Origin of the sequence: Streptomyces sp. BoleA5 (genome assembly GCF_000373665.1) — a bacterium.
In the GTDB taxonomy this organism is placed as follows: Bacteria; Actinomycetota; Actinomycetes; order Streptomycetales; family Streptomycetaceae; genus Actinacidiphila.
The window spans coordinates 323,585-343,099 of sequence record NZ_KB892090.1 but is presented as its reverse complement, the minus strand read 5'-3'; the positions used below and the strand labels follow the sequence as shown (position 1 = coordinate 343,099).

The window sequence follows — 19,515 nt, the reverse complement described above, 5'->3', positions numbered from 1 at the left end:
GGTAAAGCGAACATAAATGCGAGCCACGTGACAGTTGAACTTCGTACGAGCCCTGGACGGAGTCTCAGAATCCGGACACTCGTTGCACGAACCACACCAGCCCCATCACGGACACCCCTGCCGATATCCCGCCCGTGGCCCACAGCCCGGCCCGCGCCGAGCGCCGGCGCAGCACGATCAGCAGCGGGAAGACGAGGGCGATGATGGCCAGTTGGACCGCCTCGATGCCGACGTTGAACACCAGGAGGGACCACAGCAGCGTCCACGACCACGCCTCGTCGATCCCCAGCGCGCCCGCGAAGCCCAGGCCGTGCACGAGTCCGAAGCAGAACACGGCTCCGAGGCGGGTCCAGCCGGCCCGGTCCAGGCTGAAGTGCCCCTGCCCGGGTGCCTCCAGCTCGGTCGCGTGGTCGCCGCGCCGCCAGATCCGCCACAGGTACCAGCCGGCGACCACCGCGATCGACAGCGCGATGACGGGCTCCACGATCCGCGCGGGCACGTCGACCGCACCCAGCGCGGCGAGCATGAACGTCACCGAGTGCGCCAGGGTGAAGCTGGTGGCCGCCAGCACGATCTCGCGCGGCCGCCGCGAACCGGCGATCAGGGCGAGCAGGAACAGGATGTGGTCGATCCCGGTCAGCAGGTGCTCGGCGCCGAGCCGGAAGAACTCCCAGAACCGCTCGTACCAGGACTGGCCGAGGGAGAAGGACGGGTGCTCGGCGTCGAGCGCGGCACTGCCCGAGCTGCCGTCGAGCGCGTACGTGACGATGGTCTTGGTGCCCTTGACGTAGCCCTCGGAGTCGGGGAACAGTCCGCTGCGCACCTCGCGGTCCTCGCCCTGAGGGCAGTTCCAGTCCACCCGGAGGGTGGCGTACGGCACGCCCTCCTGCCGGCCCATCGTGAAACCGCCGGCCGGGGTCGCGGCGCAGGGCTTGCCGCCGGAGGTCACCGAGAAGCGCTCGGTCGCGTACGCCACGGCCGACTTCGCGTGCGCCTCCAGCGCCGCGGCCTGCGCGGCGGAGTCGCCGGCGTCGAACGCGGCGGTCCCTTCACGGAAGAGGGTGTCGTCGTGCTGGTAGTCGGCGGCGGACACGACGAAGAGGTCGTACTCGAGCTTCAGGGTGGTCCGAACGCGGCCCCCGTCGGCCGGGGCGACGTCCACGTAGACGGTCGAGGTGAACCCGTGCGCGAACGCGGACTGCTGCCCCAGGCCGAGGAAGGCGATCACCGCCGCGATGATCCCGACGAGGCTGCGGCGGAGGCGATGTGACATGTGGCTCCTTCAGGTTGCCACTGCACGGTGCACGTCATGGGTGAACCGGAACCGGCCGGCCGGCGAATCGTGCGAAAACAAGTTCGAGAACAGCCCCCCACGGATGGAGGCGAAGCGGGACGGATTGCAGGATGGGGACGGCACCACCTGTCACCACCCGGAGGTCGATCGCCTTGCGCCCCCCGCTTCGTGCCGCCGCCACCCTGGCCGCGGCCGCCGCGCTGCTCACCGGATGCGGCTCCGGCGACGACTGGTCGGAACCGCATCCCCGGCCCAGTGCCGTCGGAACGCCCGGCCCCGGCTTCGTCGACCGCGCCGCGCCGCCCGCCCCCGAGGCCACCGCCACCCCGCGGCCCGGCTCCTGGTCGGGGGTCCACCCCTCGAAGGGCTACCGCGTCGTCCTCCTCACCTCCGGCGACGACCGCCCCACCAAGAGGCTCGTGACCGCCGTGGAGGAGTGGGCCGAGGCCGAACACGTCGACCTCAGGAAGGTCGTCGCCGACCATCCCGCCGACCTCCTGGCCACCGTCACCCGGGGCCTGGAGATGCACGCGGACCTCATCGTGAGCGCGGGCAACGCCCTGATCGACCCCCTCGCCACGGTCACCCCGAACCACCTCTCCCAGCAGTTCCTCGTGGTGGGCGCGGAGTTGGCCGAGCCCACCGCCAACGTCACCGCGGTCGACTGGTCCGGCGCGTCGTTCCGCGGCGAGGGCCTCGGCATGTCCTCGACGTACGACCCCGCCACCTTCACCCCCGCCCGCTGCGCCGCGGCGATCCGCGCGGGCGTCGCGGCCGTGCTGGGCGGCGTGACCGGGATCGTCCTCTGGCTGGACGAGCACGCGGGATAGCATCCCCGCGCCCGTCCCCCGGCGGTCCGCGCTCTCGCTCGGACGGCTGCTCGTGGTCCACGACGCCGGCCGCGGCGGCGACGCCATCGGTGCGCCGAGGACCGCCGCGTGCTCGCGGGGACGCTCCGCTTGATCCAGCGCCGTCCGCGCAGGACCGCTACGTGGCGGGCCAGGCCTGTGCGCAGTGCCGTCCCCCTGGAACGCGCCTGCGGTGGCACCGCATGGCAGCACGTGGCGCCACTCGGTGCCAGCCGGTGCCACATCGCGTCATGGATGGCACATCAGACCCTCACGGTGCCACGATGACTCAGACTGCCACCATGGCATATCCGCAGGTCAAGAAGGCACAGTGCGCATTGGCGCCCCTGGTGGCGCCATAGAGGCTTGCACATGGCACCACAGTGGTGCCATGATGGCGTTATGGACCTCACCCCGTATGTCGACACCCTCCGCCGCGAACTCGCGGTGGCCGCCGAAGCCGGCGGGGAGGAAGCCCGCGAGCTGGCAGAGCGGCTCACCGCTCCCCTGGAGTCGGCGACCCGCCTGACCATGCTCAACGTGCTCTCCGCGGCGATGGACGAGATCACCCGCGAACTCGCCCCCGGCTCGGTCGACGTACGGCTTCGCGGGCTGGACCCCGACTTCGTGGTGACGCTGCCGCCCGCCGGCGGCGGCCCCGCGGAGATGGGCGCCGCGCCCGTCGAACCGCTCAGGACCCCGGTTCCGGCCGAGGGCGACGAGGGCGGCACCGCCCGCGTCAACCTGCGCCTGCCGGCGCACCTCAAGACCCGCGCCGAGGAGGCCGCGAGCCGCGAGGGCCTGTCGGTCAACGCGTGGCTGGTGCGCGCCGTGTCGGCCGCGGTCGACGGCGCGCCGCAGCCGCGCGCGACGGAGAGGACCCGCACCACCGGACAGAGCTTCCGGGGCTGGGTGCGCTAACCGCGCCCGCGCCGCGCCCCACTTCACCCACACCACGTCCCACCAGCGGGGACGGCCCAAGGACTCAGAAGGACGGGACAGCCATGCCTGCTTTCGACACCACCGGACCGATCTCGGTCACCGCCCATGTGGGCGCCGGTTCCATCCGGTTCACCGCGGGCGACCGCTCCGACACCGTCGTCGAGGTGCGGCCGCGTGAGCCGAAGCGCGACAAGGACGTGCGGGCCGCCGAGCAGACCGAGGTCGCCTTCGCGAGCGGTGTCCTCACCGTCAGGACGAAGGAGCGGTTCCTCATCGGGCCCAGCGGCGTCGTCGACGTGACGGTCGAACTGCCCACGGGCTCGGACGTCGACGTGACCGGCTCCTGGACCCAGGTGCTCGGCGAGGGCCGGCTCGGCGAGGTCCGGGTGAAGACCTCGTCCAACGACGTGCGCTTCGACACCACCGGCCCGCTGCAGCTGACCGCCTCCCACGGCACGGTCACCGTCGACCGTGTCGAGGGTCCGGCCGAGATCACCACCAGCTCCGGCAGCCTGCGCGTCGGCACCATCGACGGCCCCGCCGACATGAAGAACTCGCACGGCACCACGACCGTCGGCGCCGCGCTCGGCGAGCTGCGGGTGCGCGGAGCCCACGGCAACGTCGACATCGCGCGCGCCGAGGGCTCGGTCACCGCCACCGTCGCCCACGGCAACCTGCGCGTCGCCGAGGTCGCCCGCGGCGCCGTCCGGCTGGAGACCTCCTACGGCGCCATCGAGATCGGCGTCCGCGAGGGCACGGCCGCCTGGCTCGACGTCAGCTCCGAGCGCGGACAGGTGCGCAACACGCTCGCCGGCTCCGAGCCCCCGCAGAGGACCGAGGACACCGTCGAGGTCCACGCCCGGACCCGCTGGGGCAACATCGAGATCCACCGCGCCCAGGCCTGAGCCGCACGACCTCGTCCTCGCCTTCGCCCCCGTCCCCCGCCCGCTTCAGCCTTCGATCGGAGGGCCCCATGCCTTCATCTGTCATGCCCACACCCAGGAAGCACGACGCCCGCACGCCGCCGGCCGCCGTCTCCGCCGTCGGACTGCGCAAGTCCTTCGGCGACAGGACCGTCCTCGACGGCATCGACCTGTACATCCCCGCCGGCTCCGTGTTCGCGCTGCTGGGCCCGAACGGCGCGGGCAAGACGACGGCCGTGAAGATCCTCTCCACACTCATCACCGCCGACGGCGGGCGGGCGCAGGTCGCCGGCCACGACCTGGCGACCGATCCGCAGGCGGTCCGTGCGGCGATCGGGGTCACCGGACAGTTCTCCGCCGTCGACGGGCTGATCACCGGCGAGGAGAACTTGCTCCTCATGGCGGACCTGCACCACCTGTCCCGGAGCGAGGGCAGGCGGGTGGCCGCAGAACTCCTGGCGCGCTTCGACCTCACCGACGCCGCCGGCAAGCCCGCCTCCACCTACTCCGGCGGCATGAGGCGCCGTCTGGACATCGCCATGACCCTGGTCGGCGGGCCCCGCGTCATCTTCCTCGACGAACCCACCACAGGCCTGGACCCCCGGTCCCGCCACACCATGTGGCAGATCATCCGCGAACTCGTCACCGGCGGCGTGACCGTCTTCCTCACCACCCAGTACCTCGACGAAGCCGACGAACTCGCCGACCGCATCGCCGTACTCGTCAACGGCAGCATCGCCGCCGAGGGCACCGCCGAAGAGCTCAAGCGCCTCATCCCCGGCGGACACGTCCGCCTCCGCTTCACCGGCCCCGCCGCCTACCGCGACGCCGCCACCGCCCTGCCCACCGCGACCGGCGACGACGACGCCCTGACCCTGCGCATCCCCAACGACGGCAGCCAGCACGCCCTGCGCGCCCTCCTGGACCGGCTCGACACCGCCGGCGTCCACGCCGATGAGCTGACCGTCCACACCCCCGACCTCGACGACGTCTTCTTCGCCCTCACCGGCGACGACACCCGCGTCCCCGACCAGCCCACGGAGGCCCTGCGATGAGCACCCTGTCCCTCGCCCTGCGCGACTCCTCGACGATGCTGCGCCGCAACCTCCTGCACGCCCGCCGCTACCCCTCCCTCACCCTGAACCTCCTGCTCACCCCGATCATGCTGCTCCTGCTGTTCGTCTACGTCTTCGGCGACACCATGAGCGCCGGCATCGGCGGCGGCGCCCCCGACCGCTCCGCCTACATCGCCTACCTCGTCCCCGGCCTGCTCCTGATGACCATCGGCAGCACCACCATCGGCACCGCCGTCTCGGTCTCCAACGACATGACCGAGGGCATCATCGCCCGCTTCCGCACCATGGCCATCCACCGCGGCTCCGTGATCGTCGGTCACGTCATCGGCAGCGTCCTGCAGTCCGTCGTCAGCGTCGTCCTCGTCGGCGCGGTCGCCGTCGCCATCGGCTTCCGCTCCACCGACGCCACGCCCCTGGAATGGCTCGCCGCCCTCGCCCTCCTGGTCCTGTTCGCCACCGCCCTGACCTGGATCGCCGTCGGCATGGGCCTGGTCAGCCCCAACGCCGAGGCCGCAAGCAACAACGCCACGCCCCTGATCCTCCTCCCGCTCCTGTCGAGCGCCTTCGTCCCCCTCGACGCCATGCCCGGCTGGTTCCGGCCGGTCGCCGAGTACCAGCCCTTCACCCCCGCCATCGAGACCCTCCGCGGCCTCCTCCTGGGCACCCCGATCGGCGTCAACGGCTGGATCGCCACCGCCTGGTGCGCCGGCCTCACCGTCCTCGGGTACCTGTGGGCCACCGCGAAGTTCGACAGCACCGGCAGGTTCTGACCCCGTACCGCGCACCACGGCAGGAGGGCCCGCGAGGAACGCGGGCCCTCCTGCCGTGGTTCAGTCCCTCGTGAGGTGCGTGTCCATCACCGTCACCAGCCCCGCCCGCCGCGAAGTCCCCTTCGGCGCGCGGGTCTGGTCCAGCCGCAGCGCCGCGGCACGGCCGCGCAGGGTCAGGGTCATGAGCTGGTTGCCGAACCAGGGCCCGTCCAGTTTGTCCCAGCGCAACGCGGGCGCGGCGGCGCGGCCGTGCCGGGTGAGGGCGCGGCCGACGAGGCGGGCGGGACCCGTCCAGGCGAAGCGGAAGGCGAGCCGCATGTAGCCGGGGATCGTGTTGTGGACCGGGGAGCAGGTGAGTTGCAGCAGCCGGGAGCGCAGGGGCGTGCCGGGGCGGCGGGCCTCGGCGGTGTAGGCGTGGTGGACGTCGCCGGACAGGACGCAGATCGTGGCGGGGGCCTCGGGATCGTCGGCGGCGTCGGTGAGGATCCCGGCGAGGTCGTCGAAGGAGTCGGGGAAGGCAGACCAGTGTTCGAGGTCGCCGGCCTGGCGCAGGCGTTCGCCGCGACGGGTCCAGCGGTGGCCGCGGCTGCCGCGGCAGATGGCGGCGCTCCAGGCTTCGGCGGCGTGGACGGCGTGCGGGAGGAGCCAGGGCAGGGAGGTGCCGATGAGCAGGTGGTCGAAGCTGCCGTCGGGGCGGGCGTTCCGGCGCAGCCAGTCGAGTTCCTCCGGGTCGAGCATGGCGCGTTCGTGCTCGTCCAGGACGCGGGCGGCGCGCGAGTCGACCATCAGCAGGCGGGTACGCCCGAGGTCGCGACGGTAGCTCCAGCGGGTGTGCGCCGGGTCGGCCTCCACGCGGGCGGCGAAGGCGCGCAGGGTCTCGGTGCCGTCGTCGGCCGCGCGGACCGCCGCGAGCAGCTTGTCCGCGGCGAGTTCGGCGGGGGTGAGGTTGCCGAGGTGCTGGTGGACCCAGTACGAGGTCAGGCCGCTGGTGACGCGTTCGTGCCACCAGGCCGTCTCCCGCATGGTGTTGCGCCACGTGTGGGAGGTGTTCCAGTCGTCTATGACGTCGTGGTCGTCAAAAATCATGCAACTGGGCACGGTGGACAGCAGCCAGCGGATGTCCGGGTCGAGCCAGGACTCGTAGTAGAGGTGGGTGTATTCCTCGTAGTCGGCGACCTGGTCCCAGGGCGGCTCGTTCAGGTCGCGGCGCCGGGCGAGCCAGCGGCGGGTGGCCGCAGAGGTCTCGTCGGCGTAGATCTGGTCGCCGAGCAGCAGCAGGAGGTCGGGGCGGGGGGCGTCACCGGAGGCGATGTGGTGGGCGAGCGTGTCCAGCGCGTCCGGGCCGAGGGGGTCGGGTTCGTCCGGGGGCGGTGCCGCCCAGCGGCAGGAGCCGAACGCGACGCGCAGCGGCCGTCCCTCCGCCTCGCCGTCCCCGCCGCCGTCGCCGTCGTGTGCGGCGGTGCGGATGGTGCTCGGCGGGTACGGGGAGTCGGGCAGCGGCCAGACCTCCTGCCCGTCGAGGAGGACGCGGTACGCCGTGGTGGTGCCCGGGCGCAGCCCGCCCACGGTGACGATCGCGTAGTGGTGGCCGGCGATCTGCCAGGTGTGCTCGGTGCCGTCGGCCCCGTCGTCGCACACGACGGTCACGGTGGCGGGGCGGTCGGCCTCGACCCACACGGTGGCCGTGTCCTCGTCCACGTACCTCAGCAGCGGGCCCAGGCGCAGTTGTGCCATGGCGGTCGGCCTTCCCTCCGTCGTCGTGAGTTGTGGACGTCGGAGGGAAGGCGTGAGTTCCCAGCCGCGCCCCGGCCGTGGTCCCGGCGGCCGGGGCGGAGCCGGGACGCGGGCTCAGCAGCCGCTGAGCACGCTGCTGAGCTTGCTCTTCTCGGCGGAGTCGACCGACAGGCCGTAGTAGTACTTCACCTGGACCCAGGCGCGGACGTACGTGCAGGCGTAGGCACTGCGCGACGGCATCCAGGTGGCCGGGTCCTGGTCGCCCTTGGCCTGGTTCACGTTGTCCGTGACGGCGATGAGCTGCGGGCGGGTGAGGTCGTTGGCGAAGGACTGGCGCTTGGCGGTCGTCCAGGCGGAGGCGCCGGAGTCCCAGGCCTCGGCGAGCGGCACCAGGTGGTCGATGTCGAGGTCGGAGGCGGCGGTCCAGGTGGCGCCGTCGTAGACGGAGTACCAGGAGCCGCTGATGGCGGCGCAGGCCGAGTCGGTGACCACACCGCTGCCGTCGCGCTTGAGCACGGTCTCGCGGGTGTTGCAGGCGCCGCTGATGGTGATCCAGTGGGGGAAGAGGTCGCGGTCGTACCCGGTGCGGTTCTCGGTGGCCACCTTGAGCGAGGCCAGGTAGGTGCGGGCGGTGGCCGCGCTGACGGGCGTGGGGAGCGCCGCCTGGGCGGTGGGGCCGTTCAGGGTCGCGAAGCCGGCGAACAGGCTGGTGAGAGCCATGAGGAGACCCAGGCGTCGACGCGCGTAGACACCGCGCCGCGTGAGAGCACTGCGTATTCGGGACATGGGGAACTCCCTCTGCTGTGGGGGTGTTTGGCCGCTGAAACCGCTGGCCATCCTTCTGCTGGAACGTTTCTGCGCGACAAGCGGCAGGTAACAGGTTGGCGACATGGACACGTCATGTCTAGAGGTCGGACGGCACCGGATCCGCGCCATGGCGTCCCCTCGCACCGGCCGGTTCCCCCACGGGCCGGGCCCGCCGCACGACGCTTCAGACGGCGTCGGCGGCCGAGTACCCCGAGCAGGTCGCCGGAGTGCTACCGATACCCGACGGCCAGTCCCACGACGGGCGGACCTGCGAGCAGGCCGTCGTTCAGTCGGCGAGCCGAAGATGCGGGGCGGCCCCGCCGGCGCCGAACTCGGTCACCGCGTCACGGACGATGGCCTCGAGCCGGGCGTGGTGGGCGCCGCGCCAGTACGGGCGCTCGCACTCGGCGCACTGCGCGAACACGTCGTAGCTGCGCCGGGTGCCGTGCTCCAGCTTCTCCCAGACCGCGTCCCTGTCGGCCTCCCGCAACTGCCCGTTGCACGCCGTGCAGCGCGTCCAGGGCTCCAGGACGGGCGCGAACCGGCCGAGCACGTCGCGCAGTTGCTCGTCGGGCTGGTCGCTGTAGACGTACGCGCCCGCCCACAGCTCCCGGCGGCGCAGCAGGCCGCGGTCGCGTGAGAGCATCACCCGGCGCTCGGCGGCCGACCGGGCGGCCAGCGCGGGGTCGCCGATGTCCTCGCTCTCGTAGGCGGCGTCGACCCCCAGCAGGCGCAATCGCCGGGCGAGCGTGCCCAGGTGAACGTCGAGCAGGAAGCGCAGCGGCGCGCCCGGCACCGACTGCGGCCGGGTGACGGGCTCGACCTCCACGTGGTCGCCCGCGGCCGGCACGTACGAGACGGGGACCTCGCGGCCGTCGGCCAGCAGCCGGCCGACCTCGGTGAGCGGGACCCCGAGCGACTCCACGACGTGCCCCAGGGTGGACACCCCGTCGGTGACGACGGTCGTCCGCCCCTCCCGTCGCGCGGAGGCGGCGAAGAGCCGCAGCGCGGAGGCGAAGCTGATGCCGATCTCGGGTCCGTTCAGGCCGCTCACTCCGTCAGGATGTCACCCCGGGCGGGGGTTGTGGGGGCGGGCGCCGGAGGCGCTAGCTGATGTGCAGCAGGAACGACCCGTCCGCCGCCGCCTCGACGCGAACCCGCGCGAGCGTGTCGACGTGCACCGTGGGTTCGTGCGCCGCCGCACGGGGGCCGACGCCGACCACGCGCATGCCGGCGGCCTTGGCGGCCGCGATGCCGACCTCGGAGTCCTCGAAGACCACGCAGTCCTCGGGCCCGAAGCCCAGCTCGGCGGCGCCCTTGAGGAAGCCCTCGGGGTCGGGCTTGCTGGCGCTGACGCTCTCCGCGGTGACCATGACGGCAGGCAGCGGGAGGCGGGCGGCGCTCATGCGGGCCCGGGCGAGGGCATCGTCCGCGGAGGTCACCAGGGCGTGCGGACGGCCCTGCAGCGCGGCCATGAAGGCCGGGGCGCCCTCGACCGGGACGACGCCGTCGACGTCGGCGGTCTCCTCGGCGAGCATGCGGGCGTTGTCGGCATGGTTCTCCGCCATCGGGCGGTCCGGGAGCAGCACCGCCATCGTGGCGTAGCCCTGGCGGCCGTGGACGACCTTCATCACGGCGTCGCCGTCGAGCCCGTGCGTCGCGGCCCACCGGCGCCAGCAGCGCTCGACCACGGCGTCGGAGTTGACCAGCGTGCCGTCCATGTCCAGCAGCAGAGCGCGGGCGGGTACGACGGTGGACGGCGACAGCATGGAACTCCCTCGGACGTACAAGCAAGTGGCCCGCCCGCCGGTCAGGGGAAACGGGCGGAACCACTTTGTTCCTACACGATACAAAACCGTGCGGTGGTTCCGCCAGTAGGGGTGCCGGAGCGCGGCCGGCGCCGCGGCCGCCCCCGCCCCGCAGCTCTCAGGCCGCGGCGTCCACGTACTGCAGCAGTCCGTAGGTGAAGCCCGCGCTCCGGCGGGCGGCCCCGGGCGGGGCCTGCGGGTCGGTGAACTCCAGCCGCCAGCGGGTGGGGGCGTCGCCCTCCAGGGGCCGCGCGGGCGGGAAGGCCCGGGCCACCTCGTCGACGGTGCAGGACCAGGGCGTGAGGTCGGCGAGGCCCGACAGCCGCGGCCCCCGCTCCCCCGGCGCGCGGACCAGCCACTCGTTCCAGACCGCCCCGCCGCCCGGAGCGCACAGCACCTCGAACCGCAGGGTCGGCCACAGCGGGACCGGCCAGAGCAGCGCCGGGCAGGTGACGTCGCCCACCGTACGACGGAGCACCGCCTCGGGCGGCCCGAGCACCGCACGGTAGCGGCGCTCGCCGCGCGGGAAGCCCCTGGCGTGCCCCCAGGCCTGCCAGCGGCGGTTCGCCTCCCGCATCTCGGTACGGCTCGCCCCGAGCGTGCGCAGCGCCTCCTCCACCAGTTCGGGCCGGTGGTCGGCCATGCGCCGCAGCAGTACGAGCTGGAAGCCCCTGGGCCCGAAGTCGTCGATCGCCACGCCCCCCATCCTGCCGGAGCGCCCGGACGGCCGGGCACGACGGCGCCCGCCGCGGGACCGGGTCCCGGGGCGGGCGCGGTGCGCGGGATGCGGCGGCCGGTCAGTCCCAGCCGTTCCCGTTGCCGTCGTCCTGGTCCGGCGTGGTGCCGCCGGTCTTCGCCTCCAGGGCCGCACGGGTGTTGGGCCCGTAGACACCCTGCGGGTCGCCCTTGACCCCGTTGAAGAACTGGAAGCGGGCGACGGCGTCACTCACCTTCCGGCTGTAGTCGCCGTCGGAGGGGCCGTAGTAGAGCCGTACCGCCTTGAGGCGGTTCTGGAGGTCCACGACGGCGGGACCGGTGTCTCCGCGCTGCAGCGTCACGGGCGCGGCCGGCGGGGGCGGCGAGCTGGGCGTCCGGGAGACCTGGCCGCTGGCGGAGGCCGTCGGGCGGGACGCGCTGGCGCTGGGCGTCGGGGCGCCGGTCGTGACCGACGCCGAGGCGCTCGCGGAGGCGAGCGTGGAGGGGGTGACGCTGGGTGAGGCCGAGCGCGAGGCGGAGGCCGAGGCAGAGGGCCGCGCGGAGGAGGGCAGTTCGACCGCGGGTTCGGAGGCGCCCTGGTCGGGGGCCGCCTCGGTGCGGTCCGGTATGCCGGTCAGCTGGGCGGTCAGGAAGACCGCGCCGACGGCGAGACCGACGGCCCCGATGCCCGCGCCGGCGATGAGCGCGCCGCGGCGGCGGCGATGGGCCCCCGCCCGGCGCCGGCCCTCGGCACGGGTGGGGTAGGGCACGAGGTCACGCGACGTGGCGGCCACCGGCACCGGCAGCAGCCGGTCCGAGGAGACCGTGCCGAGGTCGATGAGGTCGGTGTCCTCCTCCCGCCCCTCCGCCCCGGCGGCCGCCTCCGGCGGCATGGGCGCCACGGGGGCCGGAGGCGCGGCCGGCGGATCCGCGGCATGCGTCGGGAAGGCCTCCGCGGCCCCCGCCGGCACGGCGGCCGGGACGGCCTCCTCCGCGTCCGCGTAGCCCTCGGGCCCCGGCACGTACGGCCGCACCCGGAGGGACTCGTACTCGTGCTCCTCCTGCGAAGCCGGTGACCCCGGCTTGTCAGACGCCACCGGCGCCCCCTCCCCATCCCCTGACAGACGCAGTGATTATGCAGACCGCGGTGGCCCGGTGCCCAGGCGCCTCCGGCCCCGACGGTCGTACAAACGGAGCCAATCTCGTGGAAAGGGTGTGAATATTTACAGGGAAGTGACGTGAACGCGGTATCGGAGCCCCGGTACCCGAGCGGAACGAGTCCCTATGGCCCAGGACGACACCGCTGCCCCAGGGGGGCGGGCCACGGCGGACGGCCCGGCGGAGGTGACCGACAAGCGGTCCGTGTACGTCGCGATCGGCGCGCTCGCGCTCGGTCTGCTGCTCGCCGCCCTCGACCAGACGATCGTGTCCACCGCGCTGCCGACGATCGTCAGCGACCTGGGCGGTCTCAAGCACCTCTCCTGGGTGGTCACCGCCTACCTGCTGGCCTCCACCGCCGCCACCCCGCTGTGGGGCAAGCTCGGCGACATGTACGGACGGAAGAAGCTCTTCCAGTCCGTCATCGTGATCTTCCTGATCGGCTCCGCGCTGTGCGGCCTCTCCCGCAGCCTGGGCGAACTCATCGCCTTCCGCGCGCTGCAGGGCCTGGGCGGCGGCGGGCTGATCGTGCTGTCGATGGCGATCGTGGGCGACATCGTGCCGCCGCGCGACCGGGGGCGCTACCAGGGTGTGTTCGGGGCGGTGTTCGGCGCGAGCAGCGTGCTCGGGCCGCTGCTGGGCGGGCTGTTCGTGGACACCCTCAGCTGGCGCTGGGTGTTCTACGTCAACCTCCCCCTCGGCATCGCCGCGCTCGCCGTCATCGCCGCGGTGCTCCACATCCCGGTCCGGCGGACCACGCACCGCATCGACTACCGCGGCATGGTGCTGGTGGCGGCCGCGGCAACGGCTCTGGTGCTGATGACGTCCCTGGGCGGTACGACCTGGGCCTGGGGCTCCTGGCAGGTCGTCGGGCTCGCGGTGCTGGGCGTGCTGCTGATCGGGCTCTTCGTCCTCGTCGAGCGGCGGGCCGAGGAACCCGTGCTGCCGCTGCGGCTGTTCCGCATCCGCACCTTCTGGCTGTGCTCGGTGATCTCGTTCGTCATCGGCTTCGCGATGTTCGGCTCGCTGACCTTCCTGCCGACCTTCCTGCAGGTCGTGCACGGCTACTCGCCGACCTGGTCCGGCGTGCACATGATCCCGATGGTGGTGGGCATGCTGGTGGCCTCCACCGCCTCCGGCCAGATCGTCTCCCGCACCGGCCGCTACAAGGTCTTCCCGATCGCCGGGACCGCCGTCACGATCCTCGGGTTGTTCCTGCTGCACCGGCTCGACGAGACCACCGAGGTCTGGGTGCTGAGCACGTACCTGCTCGTCTTCGGCCTCGGGCTCGGCCTGGTGATGCAGGTGCTGATCCTCGCCGTGCAGAACGCCGTGGGCTACGCCGACCTGGGTTCGGCCACCTCCGGCGCGACCTTCTTCCGCTCCATCGGGGCGGCCTTCGGCGTCTCCATCTTCGGCGCGATCTTCGCGACCAACCTCGCGCGCGGGATCACCGCCGCCCTCACCGGGCTCACCCTGCCGCCCGGCTTCGACCCGGCCATGGTCCAGTCCGATCCGCGCGGTGTGCGGCAGCTCCCGCCGTCCCTGCGCGACCCGGTGCTGCACGCCTACTCCACCGCCATCACCAGCGTCTTCCTGTGGGCGGTGCCGGTCTGCGCGCTGGCCTTCGTCCTGGCCTGGTTCCTGAAGGAGCAGCCGCTGCGGCGCACGGTCACCGTGCCCGACGCGAGCCAGACGATCGGCACCAACCCGGTCGACCGCTCCTCCCTCGACGAGATCGCCCGCGGCCTGAGCGTCCTCGGCAGCCGCGAGGCCCGCCGCGACCTGTACGCACGGATCACCGAGCTGACCGGCCTCGGCCTCCAGCCCGCCGCCGGCTGGCTGCTGCTGTACATCGCCCGCACCGGCTCCGCCGACCCCGTCGACCTCGCCGTGCAGACCACGGTGCCGTACAACGTCATCGAGGCCGCCGCCTTCGAGGTCGAGGAACACCGCTACGCCGTCCGCCGCGGCAACCCGCTGTACCTCACGGAACGCGGTCAGGAGGTCGTGGCGCTGCTCACCGAGGCCCGCCGCAAGGTGCTGGCCGAACTCCTCGGCGACTGGGACCCCGAACGCCACGCCGACCTGGCCGCCCTGCTCACCCGGTTGACCACCGAGCTGTGCGGCCAGGACCAGGACCGCCCCGGCCCCCACCGCCCGACGGCGTGAACCGGCCGACAGCCGGGACAGCCGGGAGGGTCACCGCGGTGACGCGGTGAAGTCGGCCTCGCGCAGGCCGACCCGCGGGTCGACGTGGTGCAGGAGCGCCCGGCCGGGATGGTGAGCGGCCACCCACTCCGCGTCGGCGGGGCTCTGCTCGTCGTCGACCCAGGCGAAACGGCGGCCTCCGGCGTACGCCACGAGCGCCTCGGTCTTCCAGTGCACGAGGTCGGGACGGTGGGCCGACAGCGCGGCGCCGAAGTCGACGTACGGCAGTTCGGGGAGGCCGAGGACCGGGCCGATCCAGTGGTTGGCCTCCGCCATCCACGTGGTGGCCCAGCACAGTTCGAAGCCCAGCCCGAGCAGGGCCTCGCCGTGGGCGGGGTTGAGCCACACACGCAGCGGGCGGGAGGAGATGCCGGGCACCGGCACGCGCAGCGTGGTGTAGCCCTCGGGACGGCGGCTGGGCTTGGCCGCGTACGGGTTGAGCGGCCCGTCGACGTCGAGGAAGAGCAGCGGCCTTTCCATGGCCACAGCCTGGCGTCCGGTGATCGCCGGCGGCAAGGCGATTTCCGCGGCCGGTGGGCGGCGCCCCGCGGGACGGGGCGCCACGCGGATTCAGGCCTGCTTCGGCGCGGCCTGCTGGACGACCTCGAAGGACCACACGGTGGATCCGGTGGCGGCCGGCCTGGGTCGCTCGCCGCCCTCGCGGTGGGCGGCCTGCATCGGGCCGGACATCCAGTTGCGGAAGTCCTCCTCGCTGCGCCACCGCGTGTACACGAGGTACTGGTCGGTGCCCTCGACCGGACGCAGCAGCTCGAACCACTCGAAGCCGTCCGAGCTCTCCACGGCGCCCGCGCGCGAGGCGAACCGCTTCTCCAGGACCTCGCGCTGCTCGGCCGGGACGGTCAGTACGTTGATCTTTACCACGCTGGGCACATGACACCTCTTACCAAGAAGGGACCCGGTCGGGCCCCCGATCCGGACATGTGCGTGCAGTCTCCTACATCAGGCGGCCCGGGAAGCGCGCTGCCGACGGCAAGTCGCCCCCGGAAGCCCGGGCACCACGACGCGTGCGGCGCCGATCACCGCGGCGACCGTCACGGCCGCGCGACGCGGGTGAGGACGACCGCGTAGCGGCATTCCGCATCGCTGGTGTTGGCGAAGACGTGCGGAACGGGTTCGTCGATCTCGATCGAGTCGCCCGCGCAGAGTTCGGGCACGGCGGTGCGACCCAGGTGTACCTCGCCGGCGGCCAGGGCCTCGGGCTCGACGAGGGCCTCCAGGCCGCCGACGTGGACCGATGGCTGGAGATGCTCGGTGAGGTGACCGAGGAGGCCGGCCGCCTCGGCGTCCGCGCGCCCTGAGCACCGGCGGGCGGCGGGCGGCGGGCGGCGCGGGACGGGCCGCCGCGCATCGCACGTCCCCGTCGGACCGGCTGAAAATCACGTGCTCCGGGCCGGTCCGCGTGTCACGCTGCCCGGCGGAGTCATCGTCCCCGACCTGGAGGAGTTCGCTGTGCCCGAGAACGGTGCGCACGCGGTGTCGGCCCTTTTCTCGCAGGGGCGGCTCACGGTCATCCCGCGCCGGGCGGTGCGGCGCGAGCAGTTGCTGCGGCACCTGACCGAGACCCTGTTCCGGCCGGGGCGGGACTACCGGGAGGGCGAGGTCAACGAGGCGCTGCGGACGGTGCACGACGACTGTGCGGCCCTGCGCCGCTACCTGGTGGAGGACGGCTGGCTGGAACGGTCGGCGGACGGGTCCGCGTACCGCAGGAAGCGCTGAGCCGCGGCCCGCACGGACTCGGGCGCGGGAGGCCGTCAGCGGGTGGCGCTGTCGCGCGGCCGGCCCGGGCCGTCGGGACCCGCGCGTCCGGGACCGCCCGTCGCGGGGTGCCCCCGCCCCGGTGCGAGCAGCAGGACGCACACGGCGATGACCCAGAGCCCGGCGAGCCCGAGGCCGATGAAGCCGGCGAACGGGATGAACATCAGCACGCCCAGGACGAAGGCCGCCCATCCCAGCCAGTGCGGCAGCGGACCCGCGTCGCCCCGGGAGACGGCCGGTCCCGCCCCGAGCAGCATGACGCCGATGCCCGCCAGGATGGGCAGGAAGAGGTCGCTGCCGAGGGCGTTGAGGGCCTGGAGCGCGCCGCCGCCGACCAGGGGGCGGTCGCTGGCCTCGACGAGGCTGAGGGTGAGTCCGGCGCTGATCCAGAAGCCGAGGGCGGCCAGGATGCCGCCGGCGAAGGCGACCTGGGGCAGCCAGCCGGTACGGTCGGACGCGGCCAGGACGTGCCGCAGGTAACCGGCGAAGAACGCCAGGAAGAGTCCGGCGACGAGCAGCAGGTAGAGGCCGACGCCCTGCCTGGTGCCGTGGGTGAGGTAGAACGCCCTGACCGCGACCCCGGAACTGCCGATCCCCGGGGTGTCCCCCTGGAGCGCGTACGAGACGGCGGCGAGGATCACGGCCACCAGGCCGGTGAGCGGTCCGAGTCGCATCGGGGGTCTCCGATCCGTCCGTTGGCCCCCCAGACCGGTGGATGTCCGTACCGATGCTGTCACGGCTGGTGTCGGGCCGCCCATCGGCGGCGCCCACCCGGGGCGGGTCCGGTACGGCTCAGAGGGCCTCGGCGACGGCGGCCCGCTCGGGCGTGACCGAGGCCTGCGCGGGCAGCGTCACCGGGACGACCGTCTGGGCGCGGCGCTCCCGGCGGAAGACGTACGCGGCGAGGGAGCCGGAGCCGACCAGGGCGACGGCGGAGGTGGCGGTGCCGAGCCAGCCGGCGCCGAGCCACTGACCGCCCGCGTAACCGAGTCCCACGCTGTACGCGGCCCAGGCCAGACCGGCCAGCGCCGACCAGGGCAGGAACTCGCGGATGCGGCGGTGCGCGGCGCCCGCGCTCAGGCTCACGACGGAGCGGCCGGCCGGGGCGAAGCGGGCGAGCACGACGAGCGCGCCGCCGCCGCGGGACAGGACCGCGCCGAGGATCTCCTGGGCGGTGGAGAGGCGGCGGGAGTGCGCCACGTGCTGGTCGATCCAGTCGCCGCCGCGCCAGGCGAGTCGGTACGCGGCGAGGTCGCCGAGGGTGGAGGCGACGGCCGCGCAGACCAGCAGGGCGAGCACGTCGAGGAGGTCGTTGCCCCCGGCGGCCGTGCCGGCCGTGGCGGCCGAGATCAGCAGGACGCCGCTCGGCATCACCGGCAGGAATACGTCGAGCACGATGGACGCGGCTACCAGGGCGTAGATCCACGGTGAATCGAACAGGGAACCTGCTCCGATGAACACCGCGTCCTCCTCTCCTGGCGAGTGCGCGGCGCCTCCGGGGTGTGGGGCGGTATCGCGCAGAAGCGGTTCTTCTGCGATCCGCTCTCAGCCGTACAGCGTACGCCAGCCATGCTCCTGTGATCCCCTCGGGGGCGCGTGACGTTTTCCTCATCTTCGATGGTGAGCATCGGGAATAGCACGCGATTAACCGGGAGGGAGGACAGAACGTCCCCGGAACGAGATGTTCCGCCCGGACCCGGGTTCACATCATGGACATGCCACACATTGGACGTCCCCCCGGCCCGCAGTCGAAGCCGCACGCGAAGTCGCACACGAGTGCGCCCGCGAGCCGGCCGCCCCGCTCCGGCGGCCCGGAAATCCACGCTCACCCGAATGAGTGAGTGCAGGGCACTCCACCCGGTGGGTAGTTTCCGAGGGGAAAGCGGCCGAGGGCAGGGGGACCACCGCACAACAAACCTCGTTTCAGCATGAATTGATTGCTCTAACCGCGCCTTTGTGGGCGTGGGCCATCAGGCCGCAAGGGAAGGACCATTCATGACGGTTGAGCCGGGTGTCGCGTCGGAGGCAGCGACGGGGAACGGCCAGTCTCAGCGGAGTCTGGGCACCGCTGCCGCGCGGAATTTGGCGACGACCACCAAATCCGCGCCGCAGATGCAGGGAATCACGTCGCGCTGGCTGCTGCGGGTGCTGCCGTGGGTCGAGGCCGCCGGCGGCGCCTACCGGGTCAACCGGAGGCTCAGCTACTCGGTGGGCGACGGGAGGGTGGACTTCGTCCAGACCGGCTCCGAGGTCCGGGTGATCCCGGCGGAGCTCGGCGAACTGCCGCTGCTGCGCGGCTTCACCGAGGAGGCGGTACTGGCCTCGCTCGCCGGGCAGTTCGAGCAACGGGAGTACGCGGCCGGCGAGACGATCGTGGCCGCCGGGCAACCGGCCGACCACGTCTTCCTCGTCGCCCACGGCAAGATCAACAAGCTGGCCCCGGCCAAGTGGGACGGCGAGGGCGTGATCGGCAGCATCGCCGACGGCGACCACTTCGGCTCGGAGGGCCTGGCGGGCCCCGACAGCACCTGGGAGTACACCGCCAAGGCGGTTACCCCGGTCACCGCGCTCGCGCTGCCGCGCCAGGCCTTCCAGTCCGTCATGCAACAGGCCGACGGGCTGCGCGAGCACGTCGCGGGCTTCGTCACCGGAACCCAGCAGGCGCAGAACAAGTACGGCGAGAAGGCCATCGAACTGGCCTCGGGCCACGTCGGGGAACCGGACCTGCCCGGTACGTTCGTGGACTACGACCTCTCCCCGCGCGAATACGAGCTGAGCGTCGCCCAGACCGTGCTGAAGGTCCACACCCGCGTCGCCGATTTGTACAACCAGCCCTACAACCAGGTCGAGCAGCAGGTGAAGCTGACCATCGAGGCACTGCGCGAACGGCAGGAGCACGAACTGGTCAACAACCGGGAGTTCGGGCTCCTGCACAACGCCGACTACCGGCAGCGCATCACCACGCACTCCGGTCCGCCCACCCCCGACGACCTCGACGAACTGATCAGCCGGCGCCGCAACGCCCAGTATCTGCTGGCCCATCCGCGGGCCATCGCGGCGATCGGGAGGGAATTCAACAGCCGCGGTCTCGTGCCGCACAGCATCGATTTCCACGGCCAGCACGTGCCTTCGTGGCGTGGAATCCCGATCCTCCCCTGCAACAAGATCCCGATCTCCCGCGAGAACACCACCTCGATCCTGGTGATGCGCACCGGCCAGGACAACCAGGGTGTGATCGGCCTGCACCAGACGGGAATTCCGGACGAGTACGAGCCCGGCCTCTCGGTGCGTTTCATGGGCATCGACGAGAAGGCGATCATCTCCTATCTCGTCAGCACCTACTATTCCGCGGCCGTCCTCGTCCCCGACGCCCTCGGCGTTTTGGAGAACGTGGACATCGCGCGTCCCGGCGCGTGACCCCGGCGAGCACGCGGTCGCCGGGAGCGGCGGCCGCGTGCTCGCGGAACCCCCG

At 72.7% G+C, this 19,515-nt stretch carries 21 protein-coding genes; 9 read left to right on the top strand and 12 right to left on the bottom strand.

Features of this window, described 5'->3' with window-relative positions; genetic code table 11:
• Nucleotides 1-64 precede the first annotated feature (64 nt).
• Nucleotides 65-1,273 carry a HupE/UreJ family protein gene (locus tag B085_RS0101600; protein WP_018556800.1) on the bottom strand — a complete coding sequence of 403 codons (1,209 nt, stop codon included), beginning with the start codon at nucleotides 1,271-1,273 and terminating at the stop codon, nucleotides 65-67.
• A 173-nt stretch (nucleotides 1,274-1,446) separates the two neighbouring features.
• Here B085_RS0101600 and B085_RS0101595 point away from each other — a divergent pair, with 173 nt between their 5' ends.
• The 5 genes from B085_RS0101595 to B085_RS0101575 all read left to right on the top strand — a co-directional run bounded on the left by B085_RS0101595 (nucleotide 1,447) and on the right by B085_RS0101575 (nucleotide 5,853).
• On the top strand, nucleotides 1,447-2,124 hold the full coding sequence (locus tag B085_RS0101595; protein WP_018556799.1) for a hypothetical protein: 678 nt from the start codon (nucleotides 1,447-1,449) through the stop codon (nucleotides 2,122-2,124).
• A gap of 420 nt (nucleotides 2,125-2,544) precedes the next feature.
• Nucleotides 2,545-3,063 (top strand): hypothetical protein, encoded by a 519-nt coding sequence (locus B085_RS0101590; RefSeq protein WP_018556798.1) that lies wholly within the window; start codon nucleotides 2,545-2,547, stop codon nucleotides 3,061-3,063.
• Nucleotides 3,064-3,146: 83 nt separating this feature from the next.
• The gene (locus tag B085_RS0101585; protein WP_018556797.1) at nucleotides 3,147-3,989 is read left to right on the top strand and encodes a DUF4097 family beta strand repeat-containing protein; all 843 of its coding nucleotides are present in this window, start codon (nucleotides 3,147-3,149) and stop codon (nucleotides 3,987-3,989) included.
• An 83-nt stretch (nucleotides 3,990-4,072) separates the two neighbouring features.
• Entirely contained in the window at nucleotides 4,073-5,062 is a 990-nt protein-coding gene (locus tag B085_RS0101580; RefSeq protein WP_018556796.1) for an ATP-binding cassette domain-containing protein, read from the top strand.
• Nucleotides 5,059-5,853, top strand: coding sequence for an ABC transporter permease (locus tag B085_RS0101575; RefSeq protein ID WP_018556795.1), 795 nt, complete (start codon nucleotides 5,059-5,061; stop codon nucleotides 5,851-5,853). Before B085_RS0101580 ends, B085_RS0101575 begins: the two co-directional genes overlap by 4 nt.
• A 60-nt stretch (nucleotides 5,854-5,913) precedes the next feature.
• Here the strand turns inward: B085_RS0101575 and B085_RS0101570 are convergent, their stop codons facing one another.
• The 6 genes from B085_RS0101570 to B085_RS45360 all read right to left on the bottom strand — a co-directional run bounded on the left by B085_RS0101570 (nucleotide 5,914) and on the right by B085_RS45360 (nucleotide 11,995).
• A complete protein-coding gene (locus B085_RS0101570; RefSeq protein ID WP_018556794.1) occupies nucleotides 5,914-7,587 on the bottom strand; it encodes an alkaline phosphatase D family protein in 1,674 nt (557 codons plus the stop codon).
• Nucleotides 7,588-7,701: 114 nt separating this feature from the next.
• Nucleotides 7,702-8,373, bottom strand: a complete 672-nt coding sequence (locus tag B085_RS0101565; RefSeq protein ID WP_051101915.1) for an HNH endonuclease family protein — start codon at nucleotides 8,371-8,373, stop codon at nucleotides 7,702-7,704.
• Between the two features lie 307 nt (nucleotides 8,374-8,680).
• Nucleotides 8,681-9,439 (bottom strand): Mut7-C RNAse domain-containing protein, encoded by a 759-nt coding sequence (locus B085_RS0101560; protein WP_026250573.1) that lies wholly within the window; start codon nucleotides 9,437-9,439, stop codon nucleotides 8,681-8,683.
• A 61-nt stretch (nucleotides 9,440-9,500) separates the two neighbouring features.
• Complete coding sequence (locus B085_RS0101555) at nucleotides 9,501-10,163, bottom strand: HAD-IA family hydrolase (protein ID WP_018556791.1); 663 nt, start codon at nucleotides 10,161-10,163, stop codon at nucleotides 9,501-9,503.
• A gap of 157 nt (nucleotides 10,164-10,320) precedes the next feature.
• Nucleotides 10,321-10,908, bottom strand: coding sequence for a hypothetical protein (locus B085_RS0101550; RefSeq protein WP_037730909.1), 588 nt, complete (start codon nucleotides 10,906-10,908; stop codon nucleotides 10,321-10,323).
• Nucleotides 10,909-10,999: 91 nt separating this feature from the next.
• Nucleotides 11,000-11,995: a peptidoglycan-binding domain-containing protein gene (locus B085_RS45360; RefSeq protein ID WP_158689630.1), complete on the bottom strand. Its 996-nt coding sequence runs from the start codon at nucleotides 11,993-11,995 to the stop codon at nucleotides 11,000-11,002.
• 187 nt (nucleotides 11,996-12,182) lie between these two features.
• On the opposite strand from B085_RS45360, the gene B085_RS0101540 reads away from it, so the two are divergent.
• Nucleotides 12,183-14,228, top strand: a complete 2,046-nt coding sequence (locus tag B085_RS0101540) for an MFS transporter (protein WP_018556788.1) — start codon at nucleotides 12,183-12,185, stop codon at nucleotides 14,226-14,228.
• A gap of 30 nt (nucleotides 14,229-14,258) precedes the next feature.
• Here B085_RS0101540 and B085_RS0101535 read toward each other — a convergent pair whose 3' ends face one another.
• The 3 genes from B085_RS0101535 to B085_RS51355 all read right to left on the bottom strand — a co-directional run bounded on the left by B085_RS0101535 (nucleotide 14,259) and on the right by B085_RS51355 (nucleotide 15,442).
• Nucleotides 14,259-14,747, bottom strand: coding sequence for a hypothetical protein (locus B085_RS0101535; protein WP_026250572.1), 489 nt, complete (start codon nucleotides 14,745-14,747; stop codon nucleotides 14,259-14,261).
• Nucleotides 14,748-14,837: 90 nt separating this feature from the next.
• Entirely contained in the window at nucleotides 14,838-15,158 is a 321-nt protein-coding gene (locus B085_RS0101530; RefSeq protein WP_018556786.1) for an antibiotic biosynthesis monooxygenase family protein, read from the bottom strand.
• 161 nt (nucleotides 15,159-15,319) lie between these two features.
• On the bottom strand, nucleotides 15,320-15,442 hold the full coding sequence (locus B085_RS51355; protein WP_018556785.1) for a hypothetical protein: 123 nt from the start codon (nucleotides 15,440-15,442) through the stop codon (nucleotides 15,320-15,322).
• A gap of 15 nt (nucleotides 15,443-15,457) precedes the next feature.
• Between B085_RS51355 and B085_RS51350 the strand changes: the two genes are divergently transcribed.
• A complete protein-coding gene (locus B085_RS51350; protein ID WP_018556784.1) occupies nucleotides 15,458-15,586 on the top strand; it encodes a hypothetical protein in 129 nt (42 codons plus the stop codon).
• A 124-nt stretch (nucleotides 15,587-15,710) separates the two neighbouring features.
• The gene (locus tag B085_RS0101515; protein ID WP_420706574.1) at nucleotides 15,711-16,004 is read left to right on the top strand and encodes a DUF2087 domain-containing protein; all 294 of its coding nucleotides are present in this window, start codon (nucleotides 15,711-15,713) and stop codon (nucleotides 16,002-16,004) included.
• Between the two features lie 35 nt (nucleotides 16,005-16,039).
• Here the strand turns inward: B085_RS0101515 and B085_RS0101510 are convergent, their stop codons facing one another.
• Entirely contained in the window at nucleotides 16,040-16,717 is a 678-nt protein-coding gene (locus B085_RS0101510) for a hypothetical protein (RefSeq protein ID WP_018556782.1), read from the bottom strand.
• 118 nt (nucleotides 16,718-16,835) lie between these two features.
• Entirely contained in the window at nucleotides 16,836-17,504 is a 669-nt protein-coding gene (locus B085_RS0101505) for a DedA family protein (RefSeq protein WP_018556781.1), read from the bottom strand.
• Between the two features lie 534 nt (nucleotides 17,505-18,038).
• On the opposite strand from B085_RS0101505, the gene B085_RS0101500 reads away from it, so the two are divergent.
• Nucleotides 18,039-19,460 (top strand): family 2B encapsulin nanocompartment shell protein, encoded by a 1,422-nt coding sequence (locus B085_RS0101500; protein ID WP_026250570.1) that lies wholly within the window; start codon nucleotides 18,039-18,041, stop codon nucleotides 19,458-19,460.
• Nucleotides 19,461-19,515: the final 55 nt, after the last annotated feature.